The organism is Bradyrhizobium sp. AZCC 1719, assembly GCF_036924525.1.
Classification (GTDB): Bacteria; Pseudomonadota; Alphaproteobacteria; order Rhizobiales; family Xanthobacteraceae; genus Bradyrhizobium.
This window is the reverse complement of the sequence record NZ_JAZHRU010000001.1, coordinates 6,867,966-6,886,014: the sequence shown is the minus strand read 5'-3', so window position 1 is coordinate 6,886,014 and position 18,049 is coordinate 6,867,966. Positions and strand designations below refer to the sequence as shown.

At 63.3% G+C, this 18,049-nt stretch carries 16 protein-coding genes and 1 pseudogene; 9 read left to right on the top strand and 8 right to left on the bottom strand.

The window, feature by feature from the left end; translation table 11 throughout:
* Positions 1-205 precede the first annotated feature (205 nt).
* The gene (locus V1292_RS32430) at positions 206-1,264 is read left to right on the top strand and encodes a YeeE/YedE family protein (RefSeq protein ID WP_334376606.1); all 1,059 of its coding nucleotides are present in this window, start codon (positions 206-208) and stop codon (positions 1,262-1,264) included.
* Positions 1,265-1,399: 135 nt separating this feature from the next.
* Here the strand turns inward: V1292_RS32430 and V1292_RS32425 are convergent, their stop codons facing one another.
* From V1292_RS32425 to V1292_RS32410, 4 genes are all read right to left on the bottom strand, one after another.
* A complete protein-coding gene (locus V1292_RS32425) occupies positions 1,400-2,623 on the bottom strand; it encodes a bifunctional alpha/beta hydrolase/OsmC family protein (protein ID WP_334376605.1) in 1,224 nt (407 codons plus the stop codon).
* Positions 2,624-2,647: 24 nt separating this feature from the next.
* The gene (locus tag V1292_RS32420; RefSeq protein WP_334376604.1) at positions 2,648-3,313 is read right to left on the bottom strand and encodes a sulfite oxidase-like oxidoreductase; all 666 of its coding nucleotides are present in this window, start codon (positions 3,311-3,313) and stop codon (positions 2,648-2,650) included.
* A 33-nt stretch (positions 3,314-3,346) separates the two neighbouring features.
* Positions 3,347-4,768: an amidase gene (locus V1292_RS32415; protein WP_334376603.1), complete on the bottom strand. Its 1,422-nt coding sequence runs from the start codon at positions 4,766-4,768 to the stop codon at positions 3,347-3,349.
* Between the two features lie 215 nt (positions 4,769-4,983).
* Positions 4,984-5,760 (bottom strand): SDR family oxidoreductase, encoded by a 777-nt coding sequence (locus V1292_RS32410; RefSeq protein ID WP_334376602.1) that lies wholly within the window; start codon positions 5,758-5,760, stop codon positions 4,984-4,986.
* Between the two features lie 174 nt (positions 5,761-5,934).
* Here V1292_RS32410 and V1292_RS32405 point away from each other — a divergent pair, with 174 nt between their 5' ends.
* The gene (locus V1292_RS32405; protein WP_334376601.1) at positions 5,935-7,014 is read left to right on the top strand and encodes a tartrate dehydrogenase; all 1,080 of its coding nucleotides are present in this window, start codon (positions 5,935-5,937) and stop codon (positions 7,012-7,014) included.
* Positions 7,015-7,211: 197 nt separating this feature from the next.
* Here the strand turns inward: V1292_RS32405 and V1292_RS32400 are convergent, their stop codons facing one another.
* From V1292_RS32400 to V1292_RS32390, 3 genes are read right to left on the bottom strand one after another with little or no spacing between them, the layout of a single operon-like run.
* Positions 7,212-8,129, bottom strand: coding sequence for an NAD(P)-dependent oxidoreductase (locus V1292_RS32400; RefSeq protein ID WP_334376600.1), 918 nt, complete (start codon positions 8,127-8,129; stop codon positions 7,212-7,214).
* Positions 8,130-8,156: 27 nt separating this feature from the next.
* The gene (locus tag V1292_RS32395) at positions 8,157-9,407 is read right to left on the bottom strand and encodes a Zn-dependent hydrolase (RefSeq protein WP_334376599.1); all 1,251 of its coding nucleotides are present in this window, start codon (positions 9,405-9,407) and stop codon (positions 8,157-8,159) included.
* 60 nt (positions 9,408-9,467) lie between these two features.
* Positions 9,468-10,385 (bottom strand): LysR family transcriptional regulator, encoded by a 918-nt coding sequence (locus tag V1292_RS32390; RefSeq protein WP_057844430.1) that lies wholly within the window; start codon positions 10,383-10,385, stop codon positions 9,468-9,470.
* 120 nt (positions 10,386-10,505) lie between these two features.
* On the opposite strand from V1292_RS32390, the gene V1292_RS32385 reads away from it, so the two are divergent.
* From V1292_RS32385 to V1292_RS32360, 6 genes are all read left to right on the top strand, one after another.
* Complete coding sequence (locus V1292_RS32385) at positions 10,506-11,327, top strand: putative hydro-lyase (protein WP_334376598.1); 822 nt, start codon at positions 10,506-10,508, stop codon at positions 11,325-11,327.
* An 83-nt stretch (positions 11,328-11,410) separates the two neighbouring features.
* The gene (locus V1292_RS32380) at positions 11,411-12,655 is read left to right on the top strand and encodes an ABC transporter substrate-binding protein (protein ID WP_334376596.1); all 1,245 of its coding nucleotides are present in this window, start codon (positions 11,411-11,413) and stop codon (positions 12,653-12,655) included.
* A gap of 162 nt (positions 12,656-12,817) precedes the next feature.
* Complete coding sequence (locus V1292_RS32375; protein ID WP_334376595.1) at positions 12,818-13,696, top strand: branched-chain amino acid ABC transporter permease; 879 nt, start codon at positions 12,818-12,820, stop codon at positions 13,694-13,696.
* Positions 13,696-14,703 (top strand): branched-chain amino acid ABC transporter permease, encoded by a 1,008-nt coding sequence (locus V1292_RS32370; protein ID WP_334376594.1) that lies wholly within the window; start codon positions 13,696-13,698, stop codon positions 14,701-14,703. Before V1292_RS32375 ends, V1292_RS32370 begins: the two co-directional genes overlap by 1 nt.
* Positions 14,700-15,431 (top strand): ABC transporter ATP-binding protein, encoded by a 732-nt coding sequence (locus tag V1292_RS32365; RefSeq protein WP_065744076.1) that lies wholly within the window; start codon positions 14,700-14,702, stop codon positions 15,429-15,431. Before V1292_RS32370 ends, V1292_RS32365 begins: the two co-directional genes overlap by 4 nt.
* On the top strand, positions 15,415-16,119 hold the full coding sequence (locus tag V1292_RS32360; RefSeq protein WP_334376593.1) for an ABC transporter ATP-binding protein: 705 nt from the start codon (positions 15,415-15,417) through the stop codon (positions 16,117-16,119). Before V1292_RS32365 ends, V1292_RS32360 begins: the two co-directional genes overlap by 17 nt.
* Positions 16,120-16,350: 231 nt before the next feature.
* Here the strand turns inward: V1292_RS32360 and otnC are convergent.
* Positions 16,351-17,007 (bottom strand): annotated as a pseudogene (gene otnC, locus V1292_RS32355) (3-oxo-tetronate 4-phosphate decarboxylase); the annotation flags it as partial.
* An 82-nt stretch (positions 17,008-17,089) separates the two neighbouring features.
* Between otnC and ltnD the strand changes: the two are divergent.
* Positions 17,090-18,040 (top strand): L-threonate dehydrogenase, encoded by a 951-nt coding sequence (gene ltnD / locus V1292_RS32350; RefSeq protein WP_334376592.1) that lies wholly within the window; start codon positions 17,090-17,092, stop codon positions 18,038-18,040.
* Positions 18,041-18,049: the final 9 nt, after the last annotated feature.

The window sequence follows — 18,049 nt, the reverse complement described above, 5'->3', positions numbered from 1 at the left end:
AATTTTTTCATGAGGAATAAACCTGCCGTACGCCGCTCGCGCGCAATGATTTTATTCCGTCGTCGCGGACCTCCGCGGGCGATTCATTCTCCGCATCGTTGCGGCGTGGACGCGCGCACGTTTCCAACATATTAGCAACTGCTGAAATGGCTTCCTATTTGAGCGGTCACGGCCGGATCGACCGCGCGGGAACGGGGAAATACCAGTGCTGGACAGTGCCAATATCGTCGTCATCAGCGGACTACTGATCGGTCTCGTCTATGGATCGGTCGGATTGTTGAGCGGGTTTTGCTTGCTCAGCAGTCTCAGAGGTTTTTGGGCTGAAGGCGACGGCCGGCTGGTGCGCACCTATGCGCTGGCGATCGGCGTCGCGGTGGCCATGACGCAGTTGCTGGCCGCGGGCGGCCTCGTCGATATCGGCAAGTCGATCTATCTGCAGCCGTCGTTCTCCGCGCCGGTGATGTTCTTCGGCGGGCTGTTGTTCGGCTACGGCATGGTGCTGTCGAACGGCTGCGGCTCGCGCGCGCTGGTGCTGCTCGGGCGCGGCAATCTCCGCTCCTTCGTGGTGGTGGTCGTGCTGGCGATCTTCGCCCAGATGACGCTGAAGGGCCTGATCGCCCCGTCGCGCATCGCAATGGTCGGGGCGTCGCAGACCACGGCGACGGCAAACTCGGTGCCGGCCTTGTTCGCCGCCGCAGGCCTGAGCGCAACGGCCGCGCGTATGCTGGCCGCCTCGGTCATCTCCGCAGCGCTGATCATTTTTGCCTTTGCGCATCCGGCATTCCGGCGGTCGCCGGGCCAGATCGCCGCGGGTCTCGTCATCGGCCTGTTGGTGGCGGCCGGCTGGTTTGCCACCGGCTATCTCGGCGCCGACGATTTCAATCCCGCACCGGTCACATCGCTCACCTTCATCGCGCCGATCGCGGACGCCCTTCAATACGTCATGCTGTCGACGGGCTCGACGCTCAATTTCGGCATCGTCACCGTGTTCGGCGTGTTCGCCGGCAGCCTGGTGACGGCGCTGTTGACCGGACGCTTTCAACTCGAAGGTTATCAATCGCCGCGTCACATGCTGCGCTCCGGCAGTGGTGCCGCGCTGATGGGCATCGGTGGCGTCATGGCGTTCGGCTGCTCGATCGGGCAGGGGTTGACGGGATTTTCCACGCTGGCGCTTGCTTCGCTGATTGCCTTCGCCGGCATCCTCGTCGGCACCGCCGCCGGTCTGCGCGGCGCGCTGCGGGTTCGGCCACTGGCGGCGGCTTAGGCGTTTCGACAGCCGGGCTTTCATCCTTCGAGACGGCGCTTTCGCGCCTCCTCAGGATGAGGTCATCTGTCTCCTCATGGTGAGGAGCGCAGCGAAGCTGCGCGTCTCAAACCATGAAGGCCCGTGACCGGTCCGCTACTCCGCTGCCCTCGTCACGATCCGTATCTTCGACGTCAGCGTCCGGTGCACCGGGCACTTGTCCGCAATCTCCATCAGCCGCGTGCGCTGATCGGCATCCAGGGCGCCTTCAATCGAGATCACCCGGTCGATCTGATCCAGCATGCCCTCGCGCGTCTCGCATTCGGCGCAATCCGTTGCGTGAATCTTGCTGTGCTTCAGCGTCACGGTGACGCGGTCCAGCGGCAGCGATTTGCGATCGGCATACATCCGCATCGTCATCGACGTGCAGGCGCCAAGGCCTGCGACCAGGAAGTCATATGGCCCGGGCCCGCTATCCTGGCCGCCGACGGCAACGGGCTCATCCGCCACCATCTGATGGGGACCTGTGGCGACGATCTGCTGGAACTTACTGTTGCGGGTTTCACGCACCACGACGTTGCGTGGCGCCTCGCTCGCGGCAGAAACAGGCTGCGCCGCGGCGGGCTCAATATAGCGCTCGGCCCAGGCGGCGATGACGTCGGCGACATAGGCGCCGTCGCGCTTGTCGCTCAACAGATGATCGGAGCCCGATAGCGACACGAAGCTCTTGGGATGTTTGGCGGCAACGAAAATCTTCGTGGCATTGTCGATGCCGACCGTGTCGTCGGTCGGCGAATGCATGATCAGCAGCGCCTTGTGAAGGTCTGCGATCCGCGCCGCCAGGCTGTGTTCGGCGACGTCGTCGAGGAATTCGCGCTTGATGTGAAACGGCCGCCCGGCGAGCTGGACCTCCACCTTGCCCTGCGTGCGGATGTCATCGAGGCGATCCTTGAAGAGATGCGTGACATGCACGGGATCGGAGGGGGCGGCGATGGTGACGACTGCCTTTGCCTCCGGTATCTGCCCCGCGGCAGCGAGGATCGCGGCGCCGCCCAGGCTATGGCCGATCAGGATCGCGGGCGCCGTGCGGGTTTCGCGCAAATGATCGGCGGCATGGACGAGATCGGCAACGTTCGAGGAGAAGGTCGAGTTGGCGAATTCGCCCTCGCTGGAGCCGAGCCCCGTAAAATCAAACCGCAACACCGCGATGCCTTTTGCGGTGAGCGCCGTCGCAATGCGCTTCGCGGCCAACACATCCTTGCCGCAGGTGAAGCAATGCGCAAACAGCGCGTAGGCCTGCACCGGTCCGTCAGGCATATCGAGGGCAGCGGCAAGCTGATGGCCGCCTTCGCCGGTGAATTGAAAGCGTTCGCTCGGCATGGCTGTTCTCCCTCGGACTTAGCTTCAATCGTCTGAATAGCGCTGCTCGGCCCACGGATCACCGCGGTTGTGATAGCCGCGTACTTCCCAATAGCCCGGCGCATCCTCTGCCAGAAACTCAATGCTCTGCAACCATTTCGCGCTTTTCCAGAAATAGAGGTGCGGCACCACCAGCCGCACCGGGCCGCCATGCTCCTGCTCCAGCGGCGCACCGGACCAGCTATGGGCGAGCAACGCGTCCTCCGCGGCAAAGTCTTCCAGCGAAAGATTCGTAGTGTAGCCGTCATGGGAGTGCAGCACCACGAATCGCGCTTCCTCGCGCGGCCGGCAGGTGTCGAGGAGGTCACGCGTCGCCAGCCCCTCCCATTGATTGTCGTAGCGCGACCATGTCGTGACGCAGTGAATGTCGGATACGAACTTGCTCTGCGGCTGGGCCGTGAACTGCGCAAAATCCCAGAAGATCGGTTTTTCGACTGCGCCGTAGACGTCAAGCCGCCAGCGTTCGCGGGAAATATTGGGCGTCAGTCCCAGATCGAGCGTTGGCCAATCCCTGGTCAGATGCTGCCCTGGCGGCAGCCGTTGGTCTTCAGGCCGCGAGGTCTTCCCGGTGAGGAACTTGCCTTCTCGCGCCCAACGTTCCTTGCTGCGCGTCAGCTTGCTCTCGGGCGGCGGCTCATTCTCATTGGTCATGTGAAGGGCCCCTCATCGGCAAGCGCGCCTGGTTTACCTCAGTGCCCTCGGATCGATCGGTGTCGTGCTGCGCACGCCCAGAATATCCTCCAGCACCTTGGCTCCGGCGAGCAATTGCGCCTCGCCCCGCGGCGGCGCGACCACCTGCAGCCCAACCGGAAGGCCCGAGGCCGTGAAGCCGCACGGCAACGACAGCGCGGGGCAGCACACCAGCGTGATCGCGTAGACGATGCCGAGCCATTCGACGTAATTGTCGAACTTCTTGCCGGCGCATTCGGCGACGTAGCGGTTCTCGACCGGGAAGGGCGGCACGATCGTGGCGGGGGCGAGCAATAGATCGTACCTTTCGAAAAATTCCAGCGTGCGCGCGGTCATCGCGACGCGCTGCGCCTCGGCGCGTTCGAGCTGCTCGACCGTCAGCTTGAGGCCTTCCTCGATATTCCAGATCACCTCGGGCTTGAGCAGGTCGCGCTTCGTGCGCAGCAGCGCCGCCTTGGAAAGCGCGAAGTCGAACGCGCGCAGCACATGGAAGCATTCATGGGCCTCGCGCAAATCGGGATGGGCCTCTTCGACGATGACCCCTAGCTCCGCAAAGCGCTGCGCCGCCTTGCGGGTGACGGCGGCGACTTCCGCGTCGACCGGCGTGATGCCGAGGTCGGGCGAATAGGCGACGCGCTTCGGCTTGTTGCCGGAGCGGGCGGCTGCGAGAAACGAATTCGGCAACACCGGCAGCGACAGCGGATCGGCGGGGTGCTCGCCGCTCATGGCATCGAGCAGGAGCGCGACGTCTTCGACGTTGCGCGCCATCGGGCCCTGGACACCGAGATTGCGGTCGACCGCTGCGGCTACCGTATGCGCGACGCGGCCGATGCTCGGCCGCAATCCGACGATGCCGCAGAAGCTCGCGGGATTGCGTAAGCTACCGCCCATGTCGGAGCCGTGCGCCAGCCAGGCCGTGCCGGTCGCGAGCGCGACCGCCGCGCCGCCCGAGGAGCCGGCGGCGGAGCGTGACGTGTCCCAGGGATTGCGCGTCGGGCCGAACACTTCGTTGAAGGTGTTGGCGCCGGCACCGAATTCCGGCGTGTTCGACTTCGCGTAGATCACCCCGCCATTGTTCTCGAGATGCTCGACCAGAATATCTGACTTCGCCGGAATGTTGTCCCTGTAGATCGGCGAGCCCTGCGTGGTCAGGACGCCGGCGACATTGGTGAGGTCCTTGATCGGGATCGGAAGACCGGCGAGCAGGCCGCGCTCGGCGGCGGGCTTGTTCATCAGCGCGGTGGCGTGCCTGCGGGCGCGGTCGAAGCACAGCGTCGGCAGCGCATTGACCTTGCCGTCGACCTCCGCGATGCGCTTTTCCAGCACGTCGAGCAGGTCGAGCGGGGTGACTTCGCCCGATTTCAGCTTGCCGACAATGGCAACCGCCGTCTCACGCACCAGCCCCTGATCAGCCACTTCGATACTCCTGCTTCGGCTCTCGATCGCAGATCGTGCTGTAGAACATTTTCCGGCAAAGTGGAAACGCATGGAAGTAGTGGGCAGCCCGGAGATATATGCATGACGGCCTACGCCGTCATTGCGAGCGAAGCGAAGCAATCCATGGCTCCACAAGCGGAGACGTGGATTGCTTCGTCGCTTCGCTCCTCGCAATGACGGTGGGGAAGCGCGGCCTAACCCCACCCCGCCGTATATCCGCCATCCACCGTAAAGATCACCCCCGACGTATATCCCGAGCGATCCGACGCCAGGAACGCCATGAGGTCACCGATCTCGCGCGCATGCGCGGGGCGACCGAGCGGCATGTTCTTCTGGAATTCCTTGTAACGGTTCTCGTCGCCAAACTGGTTCTTCGCCCGCGTCTTCAACAGTGTGACGTGGCGGTCAGTGCCGACGGGGCCGGGATTGATGCCGACCACGCGGATATTGTCGGCGAGGCTTTTTCCCCCGAGCGCGCGGGTGAATGCCATCAGCGCGGCGTTGCCGGCGCTGCCGCAGATGTAATTGGCGTCGAACTTTTCGCCGGCAGCGCCAATGTCGTTGACGATGACACCGCCGCCGCGCGCCTTCATCTGCGCGTAGATAGCGCGGGCGAGGTTGATGTAGCCGAACACCTTCAGCTCCCAGGCATGGCGCCATGTTGCCTCGTCGATCTTGTCGATCGAGCCGCCGGGGATGTCGCCGGCATTGTTGACGAGAATGTCGATATCGGCGGCTTCCTTGGCGAGCCTTGCGATGTCCTCACCCTTGCGCAGGTCGACGACATGGGCGGTCGCGCCGATCTGGTGCGCCGAGCGCAGCCGCTCTGTCAGCGCTTTCAACTGCTCGCCGCTGCGGGCGGCCAGCATGACATCGCAGCCTTCTTCGGCAAAGGCTTCGGCCGCGGCCGCGCCGATGCCCTTGGAGGCGCCGGTGATCAGGACGCGCTTGCCGCGCAGATGCAGGTCCATGGGATTCTCGTGTGGTGAGAGGAGGGTGGAAGACGGTCAGCGAAATTGGTAAGCGGCGGGCGCCGTCTCGGTCAACATTGCAGTGCAGCGTTGCGCGGCAGGCAGGATTGGTCCATTGCAAGACAATCGAATAACCGGCATTAGCGGCCGGGCAAGACAACAAGGAAACTCTCGATGAGCAGCGCCAAAAAGCAGTATCGGATCGCGGTCATTCCCGGTGACGGCATCGGCAAGGAAGTGATCCCCGAAGGCCTGCGCGTGCTGGAAGTTGCGGCGAAAAAGCACGGCGTCGCCGTGCATTTCGATCATTTCGATTTCGCGTCCTGGGACTACTACGAAAAGCACGGCGAGATGATGCCGGAGGATTGGAAGGCGCAGATCGGCAAGCACGATGCGATCTATTTCGGCGCGGTGGGCTGGCCCGCGAAAATCCCCGATCACGTTTCGCTGTGGGGCTCGCTGATCAAGTTCCGCCGCGAGTTCGACCAGTACGTCAACCTGCGCCCGGTGCGGCTGATGCCCGGCGTGCCGTCGCCGCTCGCCAACCGCAAGCCTGGCGATATCGATTTCTGGGTGGTGCGCGAGAATACCGAGGGCGAGTATTCCTCCGTCGGCGGCCGCATGTTCCCCGATACTGACCGTGAATTCGTCACGCAACAGACCGTGATGACGCGCACCGGCGTTGATCGCATTCTGAAATTCGCGTTCGAGCTGGCGCAGTCGCGGCCGAAGAAGCATCTGACCTCGGCGACCAAGTCCAACGGCATCTCGATCACGATGCCCTATTGGGACGAGCGCGTGGAGGCGATGGCGAAGAAATATTCAGGCGTGAAGTGGGACAAGTACCACATCGACATTCTCACCGCGAATTTCGTGCTGCATCCGGATTGGTTCGATGTCGTGGTCGGCTCCAATTTGTTCGGCGACATCCTCTCCGATCTCGGCCCCGCCTGCACCGGCACGATCGGCATCGCGCCGTCCGGCAACATCAACCCGGAAGGTAATTTCCCGTCCGTGTTCGAGCCGGTGCATGGATCGGCGCCAGATATTGCCGGGCAGGGGATTGCCAACCCCATCGGCATGATCTGGTCCGGCGCGATGATGCTGGAGCATCTCGGCGAGAAGCAGGCGGCGGAGTCCATCGTCGGCGCCATCGAGCGTACGCTGGGCGAGCGCACGTTACGCACGCGCGATCTCGGCGGCAACGCCGACACGGTCGCGTGCGGCAAGGCGGTCGCGGAAATGGTGGATTGATTTCTTCCCTTCTCCCCTTGTGGGAGAAGGTGGCGCGAAGCGCCGGATGAGGGGTTCTCTCCGCGGAGACAGACCCCTCATCCGTCTCGCTGCCGCTGCGTGTCCATAGCCGATGCAAAGCATCGGCGTCCTTTTCTAAGTACGGCGGCCGACCGCCGCCTATGCCACCTTCTCCCACAAGGGGAGAAGGAAGAGGGTTACTTCCCCTTCACAACGATCCTTCGGCAATGCTCCCAGGCCGCGCGCATCAGGTTCTCGCTTGCTTCCGGCGTGCGGAACGCCGAATGGGCTGACAGCGTCACGTTCGGCAGTTTGGTCAGCGGATGATCCGCCGGCAGCGGTTCGATGTTGAAGACGTCGAGGCCGGCATGGCGGATCTGGCCCGATTTCAGCGCATCGATCATCGCTTCCTCGTCGACGATGGCGCCGCGTGCGGTGTTGATCAGGATGACGCCGGGCTTCATCGCCTCGATGCAGGCGCGCGAGATCAATCCACGCGTTTCGTCGTTGAGCAACAGATGGATCGAGACGACGTCGCTCTCGGTCAAGAGTTCGTCGAGATCGACGAACTCGACCTTCGGATGTTTTTTCGGCGACCGGTTCCAGGCGATGACGCGCATGCCGCTGCCGAGTGCAATCCGCGCCACCTCGGCGGCGATGCCGCCAAAGCCGATCAGGCCGAGCGTCTTGCCGGTCAGTTGCATGCCGTCGTCGCGCAGCCAGTTGCCGGCGCGAATGCCGCGGTCCATTTTGGCAAGGCCGCGCGCGCCTTCCCACATCAGCGAAACAGCGCATTCGGCGACCGCCGTGTCGCCATAGCCCTTGATCAGGTGTACCTGGATCCCGAGCTCGGCGAGCTCTTCCGGATTCATGTAGCTGCGTGCGCCGGTGCCGAGAAACACCACGTGCTTCAGCCCGGTGCATTTCTTCGCGATGTCGGTCGGCAGCGCGGTGTGATCGACGATGGCGATCTCGGCGCCGTCGAGTATCCCGGGATATTGATCCGAGGTGATATCGGGATTTCGGTGGATCCGCACCTCGGGATCGCCGGGCTGGTGCAGCCTTTCGAAGATCACGGCCAGCGATTCATTGGCGTCGACGAAAACTCCGCGCACGGCATTCCCCCGTTTCTTGGTGTGATATCAGGATGCGACGCCGGCCAGCGCCAGCACGGTATGCATCAGAACGTTGGCACCCGCCGCGCAATCGGCTTGGGTGGCGTCCTCGAGCTCGTTGTGGCTGATGCCGTCCTTGCAGGGCACGAACACCATGGCGGCCGGCATCACGGTGTTGAGGTTGCAGGCATCGTGGCCGGCACCTGAGGTGATGCGGCGATGCGAATAGCCGAGCATTTTTGCGGCGTTCTCCACCGCGTCCACCAGTTTGGGATCGAAATGGGTCGGCGGCTTGCGCCAGATCAGGTCGAACTGGACCTCGACCTTGCGCCGCGCCGCGATCTCGGCAATCGCCGCGCGCAAATCCTTATCCAGCGCATCCATGATCGCGGCATCGGCGCTGCGGCAATCCACCGTAAAGGCGATCTCACCGGGAATGACGTTGCGCGAGGGATTGGCGATCACGGCCTCGCCGACGGTTCCAACGGCCTTCGGGCCATGCTTCTTGGCGATACTCTCCATCGCCAGCACGATTTCCGACAGCGTCGCCAGCGCGTCGCGGCGCAGCGGCATCGGCGTCGAGCCGGCGTGGCTCTCGAAGCCGGTGATCTTGCCGTCGTACCACAACACGCCTTGGCCGGAATCGACCACGCCGATGGTCTTGTTCTCGGCCTCCAGGATCGGCCCCTGCTCGATATGCAGCTCGACGAAGCCGGAGAATTTTTGGCGACCCACCGGCGCGTCACCGCGATAGCCGATGCTGTCGAGCGCCTCCGCCACCGTGACGCCCTCGGCGTCCTTGCGCGACAGAATGTCATCGGTGGTGAAATCGCCGACGTAAGCGGCAGAAGCCATCATCGCCGGCGCAAACCGCGAGCCTTCCTCATTGGTCCAGTTGCAGATGCAGATCGGCGTTTCGGTCTCGATGCCGGCATCGTTGAGCGTGCGCACGACTTCCAGCGCCGCCAGCGTGCCGAGCACGCCGTCATATTTGCCGCCGGTCGGTTGCGTATCGAGATGCGAGCCGAGCCCAACCGGCGCCTTCGACATGTCGCGGCCCTTGCGCAGGCCGAACATCGAGCCCAGCGCATCGACATGCACTTCGAGCCCTGCGGCCTCGCACCGCTCGCGGAACCAATCGCGCACCTGCTTGTCTTCAGGTCCAAGCGTCAGCCGCCTTACGCCGCCTTTCGGCGTCGCGCCGAATTTGGCGGTTTCGTGAATCGTGCCCCATAGCCGGGCGGAATCGATTTGCAGGTTGGAAGCGATCTTGGTCATGCACTGTTCCGGAAGGTCAGGTAGCAGGCGGCGCGCTTGTTCATTCTTGTTCGGTTATTTTCAATGACGCGCCTGCGGCGTCGCGTCAACAATGACGCCTCCTCGCGCCAGGCTGGCCGCAAGTTCGACCACGCGCTCCACCGCGACCGTGTCGGGGGAGGCGAGCCAGCTTGCCGAAAACGTCAGCGGCGCCAACTGCAGATTGGTCGACAGCAATTGTAGCCGCCCGTTTGCCATGTCATCCTCGACGATCGCGGTTGGTATCAGGGCGATGCCGAGACCTTCGATCGCCATGTGGATGACGGTTGCGAGCGAGGCGCTGGCATGCAGCCGTATGGGCGGCAGGTCGGGGCGGTTGAACAGGGAGCGCACGATTTCATAGGGCTGGGTACGGCGCGAAAACGTGATGATCGGGAACTTCGCCAGATCGTGCAGCGTCAGTTCCTGCTTGCCGAGGCCGAGCGAGGGGCTGGCCGTAAAACCCACCGGATAATCACACAGTGCCCGGTTGTTGACCATCGGCGCCGTCAGCGGGCCGAGCACGAAGGCGAGTTCGATCTCCTGCGCCAACAGCCGGTTGCGCAAATTCGAGGTGATGTCGACCTCGATCTCGAGCGAGAGGTTGGGGTAGGCGTAATTGACGCTCTTGATCAGTTGCGGCAGCCAGGTGTGCACGATGGTTTCGGCGACACCAAGCCGCAGCACGCCGCGCATCGCCGAGCGATCGCCGACTACGGCGAGCATCTCGGAGCGCAGCCCGATCAGCTTCTCGGCATAAACCATCAATTGCCGTCCGCTCGGCGTCGGCAGCACCATGCGACGGTCGCGCTGCAGGAGCTTCACGCCCACCTCGCGTTCGAGCTGGGCGATCCGTTGCGAAATCGCCGGCTGCGTCGTGTTCAGCTTCTGGGCCGCGCCGCGGAAGCTGCCGAGCGTCACCACCCACATGAAAGTCTCAATTGCCTTGAAATCAGTCATGCACCCTCAGCCCGCAGATTGATAACTATGATTTATCGAACTTGATTAGAAAAGACGATTAGACATTATCATAGCCATATGCGGGAGTAGATGTCGATAAGAATGGAAGCGGGGACAACGATGACCGGCTTGGCGAGGACGGAAACCACGGGCCGCGATAGGCCAGATTTATCGCCCAGCGTGGCAGCCCGACATGCGTGCCGCAACGGCATGGCTACTCACACAGCGGGTGTGGCCAACGGTTTCGTCCAGGGCAATCTCGCGATCCTGCCCGAGAAGTTAGCGGCTGCGTTTCACCGGTTCTGTCAACTCAATCCCAAACCATGCCCGATCATCGGCATGTCCGACGTCGGCGACCCCCGCATTCCCGCGCTCGGCCTCGATCTCGATATCCGCACCGACCTGCCGCGCTATCGTATCTGGCGCGACGGCGAGGTGGTGGAGGAGCCGACCGACATCATGTCGCACTGGCGCGATGACCTCGTCGCCTTCGTGCTCGGCTGCTCGTTCTCCTTCGAAGAGGCGCTGCTGGAGGAAGGTCTCCCGATCCGCCATATCGAGCGCGATGTGCGCGTGCCGATGTTCCGCACCAATATCGCCTGCAGCCCCGCTGGTCCGTTTGCCGGGCCGATGGTGGTGACGATGCGGCCGTTCAAACCGGCGGATGCGATACGCGCGATACAGATCACCTCGCGTTTTCCGTCGGTGCACGGTGCGCCGGTCCATATCGGGCTTCCGCAATCGATCGGCATCGCCGACCTCGCCAAACCCGACTACGGGGATCCGGTGCCGGTGGAGGCCGACGAAATTCCGGTCTTCTGGGCTTGCGGCGTGACGCCGCAATCGGTGATCGCAGCCGCCAAGGTGCCGTTTGCGATTACGCATGCGCCCGGATTGATGCTGGTGACCGATCTCAGGAACAAAGCGCTTGCCGTGCTTTGATGCAGCCCGTGCTGCTCATTGAGGCTTTACCGTACCCTTCGCCCGTTTCATCGATAGTTGCCGACAGACATAAGGATATCGCCATGAACATCACGCGCCGTAACGTCTTGCTTGGAGCTACTGCTGCCGCTGCGCTCGGCCCGATCGCCGCGCGCGCCCAAACGTCCGAAGTGGTGATCGGCGTGATCTATCCGTTCTCCGGCGCCAGTGCGCAGATGGGCGTCGACGCCCAGAAGTCGTTCGAGACTGCGCTCGACATCATCAACAAGAACCACGATTTCGATTTGCCGCTGGCGAAGGGCGAGGGATTGCCCGGCCTCGGCGGCGCCAAGATCCGCCTCGTCTTCGCCGACCATCAGGCCGACCCGCAGAAGGGCCGCGCCGAGACCGAGCGCCTGATCACCCAGGAAAAGGTCTGCGCCGTCATCGGCACCTATCAGAGCGCGGTTGCCGTCACCGTCAGCCAGATCTGCGAGCGTTACCAGGTCCCGTTCATCTCGGCGGACAATTCCTCGCCGAGCCTGCACAAGCGCGGCCTCAAATTCTATTTCCGCGCAGCTCCCCATGACGAGATGTTCTCGGCCGCGATGTTCAACTTCTTCGATGCGATGAAGAAGAAGGGCACCAAGATCGACACGCTGGCGCTGTTCCATGAGGACACCATTTTCGGCACCGACTCCGCTAACACCCAGCTCAAGCTGGCCTCCGAGCGTGGCTACAAGGTCATCTCCGATATCAAGTACCGCTCCAACTCGCCGTCCTTGTCGGCGGAAGTACAGCAGCTCAAGACGGCAAATGCCGACGTGCTGATGCCTTCGAGCTACACCACCGACGGTATCTTGCTGGTCAAGACCATGGCCGAGCTCGGCTACAAGCCGAATGCGATCGTGGCGCAGAACGCCGGCTTCTCCGAAAAGGCGCTGTATGATGCGGTCGGCGACAAGCTCGAAGGCGTGATCTCGCGCGGCAGCTTCTCGCTCGATCTCGCCGCCAAGCGGCCGATGGTCGGCAAGGTCAACGCCATGTTCAAGGAGAAGTCGGGCAAGGATTTTAACGACCTCACCTCGCGCCAGTTCATGGGGCTGTTGGTGATGGCGGACGCCATCAATCGCGCCAAGTCGACCGACGGCGAGAAGATCCGCGAGGCGCTGGTCGCCACCGACATCCCGGGCGAGCAGACCATCATGCCCTGGAAGCGCGTCAAGTTCGACGAGCTGGGCCAGAACAACGACGCCGACCCGGTGCTGCTGCAATATATCGGCGGCAAGTTCGTCACCATCTTCCCGCCGCAGGCTGCCATCGCCGAAGCCGTCTGGCCGATGAAATAAAATGCCGCGCTTTCGTCATCGGGCAGCACCGGCCCTCATCCTGAGGAGCGCGCACTTGCGCGCGTCTCGAAGGATGGCCGCGAGTGCATTTTTGCCGCCATTCTTCGAGACGCTTGCTTCGCAAGCTCCTCAGGATGAGGACCTGTACTTGGAGCCACAGCCGTGACAGCCGAAACTATCATCCAAAGCCTGGCGAGCGGCCTCCTGATGGGCCTGCTTTACGGCCTCATCGCCGTCGGCCTCGCGCTGATCTTCGGGCTGATGGACGTCGTGAACTTCGCCCATGGCGAATTCCTGATGATCGCGATGTACGCGACGTTCTTCCTGTTCGTGTTCTTTGCGATCGATCCATTGCTGTCGGCGCCGCTGGTCGCCGCCGCCCTGTTCGTGTTCGGGGCCGTCGTCTATCTATTAATTGTGCGCTTTGCGGTGCGTGCGAAAGCCAATGCCGGCATGGTGCAGATCTTCTCGACCTTTGGCCTCGCCATCGTCATGCGCGGGCTGGCGCAATACTTCTTCACGCCTGACTATCGCAGCGTCACCCATTCCTGGCTCGGCGGCAAAACCGTCTCGATCGCCGGGATCTACCTGCCGGTGCCGCAACTGGTCGGGGCGCTGGTGGCGATTGCGGCTTTTGGCGCGCTCTATCTCTTCATCAACCGCACCGATTTCGGCCGCGCGCTGGAAGCAACCCGCGAGGATGCCGGCGCGGTGGCGCTGGTCGGCATCGACAAGAACAAGGTGTTTGCGCTGGGCTGGGGCCTCGGCGCGGCGTTGGTGGGCCTCGCCGGCGCGGTCATGGCGATCTTCTTTTACATCTATCCTGATGTCGGCGCCTCGTTTGCGCTGATTGCCTACGTGACGGTGGCGCTCGGCGGCTTCGGCAGCGTGTTCGGCGCCTTCGCCGGTGGCATCGTCGTCGGCCTCGTCGAGGCCACGACCGCAATGTTGCTGCCGCCGTCGCTCAAGGCGGTCGGCATCTATGCCGTCTATCTCCTTGTGGTTTTTGTCCGGCCGCGCGGCCTGTTCGGATCGATGTGATGGATACCGCTTTCGCAGAACGCCGCCGCCGCGACCTCATCGTCGCCTGTGTTCTCGCCGCGATTGCGGCCGCCGTCCCGCTGTTCGTCAAGGACGTTTACGTCCAGAACATCATGGTGCTGACGCTGATGTGGGGAGCGTTGTCGCAAAGCTGGAACATCCTTTCCGGCTATTGCGGGCAGATCTCGCTCGGCCACGCGCTCTACTTCGGAATTGGGGCCTACACGACTGCGTTGTTGTTTACCAAATTCGGCGTGCTGCCATGGTTCGGCATGCTCGGCGGCGGGGTGATCTCGGCGCTGATTGCGATGGCGCTCGGCTATCCCTGTTTCCGGCTCCGCGGACATTACTTCGTCATCGCCACCATCGTCATTGCTGAAATCGGTTTGCTGCTGTTCCACAACTGGGATTGGGCTGGTGCTGCGATGGGCATCGAAATCCCGGCGCGTGGCGATAGCTGGCTGAAATTCCAGTTCCCACGCAGCAAGCTGCCATACTTTTACTTCGCGCTGGCGCTGGCCTGCGTCGCCTGGTTCGTCACCTGGTGGCTGGAGGATTCCAAATGGGGCTATTGGTGGCGCGCGGTGAAGGACAATCCGGAGGCAGCTGAAAGCCTCGGCGTCGACGTGTTCAATTCCAAGATGGGCGCGGCGGCGGTATCGGCATTCCTGGTCGCCATCGGCGGCAGCTTCTATGCGCAGTTCGTCTACTTTATCGATCCCGAGAGCGTCATGGGCTTTCAGTTCTCGCTGCTGATGGCGTTGCCCGCGGTGCTCGGCGGCATCGGCACGCTATGGGGGCCGATGCTGGGCGCTGTCATCCTGATTCCGCTCACCGAATTGACGCGGTCCTATGTCGGTGGGTCCGGCCGCGGTGTCGACCTGATCGTCTATGGCGGCCTGATCATTGCGATCTCGCTGGCGCGGCCGCAAGGGCTGATCGGCCTGTTCTCGTTCAAAGGCCTTGCTGGACTGTTTGTGCCCAAGCGTAAGGAGGCTGTCCGATGACGCCTCTTCTGGAAACCCGCGGTGTCTGGCAGCGTTTTGGCGGCCTGATCGCCAACAGCGACGTCTCGATTTCGGTCGGACGCGGCGAAATCGTCGGCCTGATCGGCCCGAACGGCGCCGGCAAGTCGACGCTGTTCAACCTGATCGCCGGCGTGCTGCCGCCGACGCAAGGCTCGATCATCTTCGACGGCGAGGACGTCACCGCGCTACCGGCGGCGGAGCGCTGCCAGCGCGGCATCGGCCGCACCTTTCAGGTCGTAAAAAGCTTCGAGACCATGACGGTGATCGACAATGTCATCGTCGGCGCGCTGGTCCGCACCACCGTGATGCGCGACGCCCGCCGCAAGGCGCATGAGGTGCTGGAATTCTGTGGCCTTGGCCCGCGCGCCAACGTGCTCGCCAGCGATCTGGTCCCGTCCGAAAAGCGCCGGCTCGAAGTGGCGCGGGCGCTGGCGACCGAGCCGAAACTGCTGCTGCTCGACGAGGTACTCACGGGGCTTACGCCGGTCGAGGCCAAGACCGGCGTCGAACTGGTGCGCAAGGTGCGCGACACCGGCGTCACCGTGCTGATGGTCGAGCACGTCATGGAAATCGTGATGCCGCTGGTCGACCGCGCCATCGTGCTCGATCTCGGCAAGGTGCTGGTCGAGGGCAAGCCTGCGGACGTGGTTCGCGACCCGAAAGTCATAACCGCCTATCTGGGAGACCGTCATGCTGTCGGTGCATGAAGTCACCACCGCCTATCAGGGGCTGGTCGCGATCTCGGCGGTCTCGATCGAGGTGGCAAAGGGCGAAATCGTTTGCGTCGCCGGCGCCAACGGCGCCGGCAAGTCGACGCTGCTGAAATCGATTGCGGGCGCCGAGCGACCTCGCTCCGGCACCGTGTCGTTCGACGGAACGCGCATCGACGGCATGGCCCAGCACATCATCACCTCGCGCGGCATCGCCTATGTGCCGGAAAACCGGCGGCTGTTTCCGCGCCTGTCGGTGCGCGACAACTTAAGGCTCGGCAGTTATCTTTTCCGTAGCCAGTCCGATCGCGAGGCACCGCTCGATCTAGTCTTCAAGCTGTTTCCGCGCCTGCAGGAGCGGCTGGAGCAGCGCGCCGAAACGCTCTCCGGCGGCGAGCAGCAGATGCTGGCCATCGGCCGCGCGCTGATGACCCGCCCGCGGCTACTCATGCTGGATGAGCCGTCGCAGGGCATCATGCCAAAGCTGGTCGATGAAATCTTCCAGGCCGTGAAACGCATCCGCGACGCCGGCATGACCGTGCTGATCGTCGAGCAGCGCATGTCGGAATGCCTGGAGATCGCCGACCGCGCGTATATCCTGCAGACCGGCCGCGTCTTGATGCAGGGCAGCGCGGCCGAGATCAGCGTCAATCCCGATGTGCGGAAGGCGTATCTGGGGCTGTAGCCACTACGGCGTTTCCGTATTTCCCTTGGCCTGTGATGCGGCCATCAACATCTGTTCCACGATCCCTTCAAACTCGCTCTTGGCGATCGGGTCCGTCTTAGCAAACTCATCATATGACTTGATGGTCTTGGGCCACCAATGATTATGGCGCCCTGCCTTATCAAGGACACGAGCGGCCGCTTCGACCTCAGCGTCTGTCGGTCGCGTCACTGCATTTCTTTCTTGCGCGCGTTCGTGCCCATGCTCCGGCAGCGTCAGCCCGAACACTTTGGTTAGATCTGCCACCTGTTCCCGCGACAGATACCTTGGGTTCAACCCGCGCAGCAGCAGATATAACTTCGCCGTCTCCTCCAGCTCCTCCATCGCGAACACCGCCGCCTCCAGCGTATCGCCTGACACCACCGGGCCATGGTTGGCAAGCAGCACGGAGGAGTACTTCCCGGCCAGTCCCTTGATGGCGTCGGCGACGGCCGGATCGCCGGGCCGATAATAGGGCACGAGCGCGGTGTGGCCGCATTTCATCACGTAATAGGCCGTCATCGGCGGCAACGCGGCGCGGGGGTCGATCTCGGGCAGCATCGACAGCGCCACTGAGTGGGTCGAGTGCAGATGCACGACGGCGCGTGCCGCATTGCGGGTCTGGTAGAGCGCGGTGTGCAGCGGCACCTCCTTGGTCGGGGCATCGCCGGATACCAGCCGTCCGTCGGGCCCGAGCCGTGACATCCGCGCCGGGTCGAGGAAGCCGAGCGAGGCGTTGGTCGGCGTCACCAGCCAGCCGCCGTCATCGAGTTTCACGCTGATATTGCCGGAGGAGCCCGGCGTCAGCCCGCGCTCGAACAGCGAGCGGCCGAAGCGGCAGATTTCCTCGCGGATCCTTGTTTCGCTCATGGACCGACCTCTTTTCCGCCTTGTCTCACGCTTTGGCAGCGCGGCCAAGCCGTGATACGCAAGGCGCCAAGCCGCCGGCCGAATGGCCGCTGAACAGAAACCATCGAGGAACCGCCGCATGCCAGAATCCGCCAAACCGCGCGTCGCCGTTATCGGGCTGGGCTCGATGGGTTTTGGCATGGCGACCTCGCTGCGCCGCGCGGGGCTAGAGGTCACCGGGTGCGACGTCTCGGCTGACACGGTCAAGCGGTTCGTCGCCGATGGCGGCAAGGGCGCCGCGACGCCGGCGGAAGCGGCAAAATCGGCCGACATCGTCGTCAGCGTCGTCGTCAACGCCGCGCAAACCGAGACCATTCTGTTCGGCGCCAAGGGCGTCGCGGAAACGCTGGCGAAAGGCGCGGTATTTATTTCCTCCGCCACCATGGACCCCGACGTAGCACGGCGTCTCGCCAAACAGTTGGAAGAAACCGGCCGGCACTACCTCGACGCGCCGATTTCCGGCGGCGCACAGCGCGCGGCGCAGGGCGAACTCACCATCCTCGCATCCGGCAGTCCGGCCGCCTTTGTCAAAGCACGGCCCGCGCTGGATGCGATGGCGGCAAAGCTCTACGAGCTCGGTGACGCCGCAGGCCAAGGCGCCGCGTTCAAGATGATCAACCAGTTGCTGGCCGGCGTGCACATCGCTGCCGCTTCCGAGGCGATCGCATTCGCTGCCAAGCAGGGCCTCGACATCCGAAAAGTCTACGAGGTGATCACGGCCTCGGCCGGCAATTCGTGGATGTTCGAGAACCGCATGCCGCATGTGCTCGACGGCGATTATGCGCCGCGCAGCGCGGTCGATATCTTCGTCAAGGATCTCGGCATCATCCAGGACATGGCACGCTCGGCGAAATTTCCGGTGCCGGTTTCCGCTGCGGCATTGCAGATGTTCCTGATGACGTCAGCCGCCGGCATGGGCCGCGACGATGATGCCTCGGTCGCGCGGATGTATGCAAAAGTCACTGGCACGCATCTGCCGGGCGAGCCGAAGTAAGAGCAAGAT

Coding starts and splice junctions, on each gene's coding strand:
- V1292_RS32425 (WP_334376605.1), bottom strand. CDS start 2,623: ATGCCGAGCGAACGCTTTCAATTCACCGGCGAAGGCGGCCATCAGCTT.
- V1292_RS32420 (WP_334376604.1), bottom strand. CDS start 3,313: ATGACCAATGAGAATGAGCCGCCGCCCGAGAGCAAGCTGACGCGCAGC.
- V1292_RS32410 (WP_334376602.1), bottom strand. CDS start 5,760: ATGGACCTGCATCTGCGCGGCAAGCGCGTCCTGATCACCGGCGCCTCC.
- V1292_RS32405 (WP_334376601.1), top strand. CDS start 5,935: ATGAGCAGCGCCAAAAAGCAGTATCGGATCGCGGTCATTCCCGGTGAC.
- V1292_RS32395 (WP_334376599.1), bottom strand. CDS start 9,407: ATGACCAAGATCGCTTCCAACCTGCAAATCGATTCCGCCCGGCTATGG.
- V1292_RS32390 (WP_057844430.1), bottom strand. CDS start 10,385: ATGACTGATTTCAAGGCAATTGAGACTTTCATGTGGGTGGTGACGCTC.
- V1292_RS32385 (WP_334376598.1), top strand. CDS start 10,506: ATGACCGGCTTGGCGAGGACGGAAACCACGGGCCGCGATAGGCCAGAT.
- V1292_RS32380 (WP_334376596.1), top strand. CDS start 11,411: ATGAACATCACGCGCCGTAACGTCTTGCTTGGAGCTACTGCTGCCGCT.
- V1292_RS32370 (WP_334376594.1), top strand. CDS start 13,696: ATGGATACCGCTTTCGCAGAACGCCGCCGCCGCGACCTCATCGTCGCC.
- V1292_RS32365 (WP_065744076.1), top strand. CDS start 14,700: ATGACGCCTCTTCTGGAAACCCGCGGTGTCTGGCAGCGTTTTGGCGGC.
- V1292_RS32360 (WP_334376593.1), top strand. CDS start 15,415: ATGCTGTCGGTGCATGAAGTCACCACCGCCTATCAGGGGCTGGTCGCG.
- ltnD (WP_334376592.1), top strand. CDS start 17,090: ATGGCCGCTGAACAGAAACCATCGAGGAACCGCCGCATGCCAGAATCC.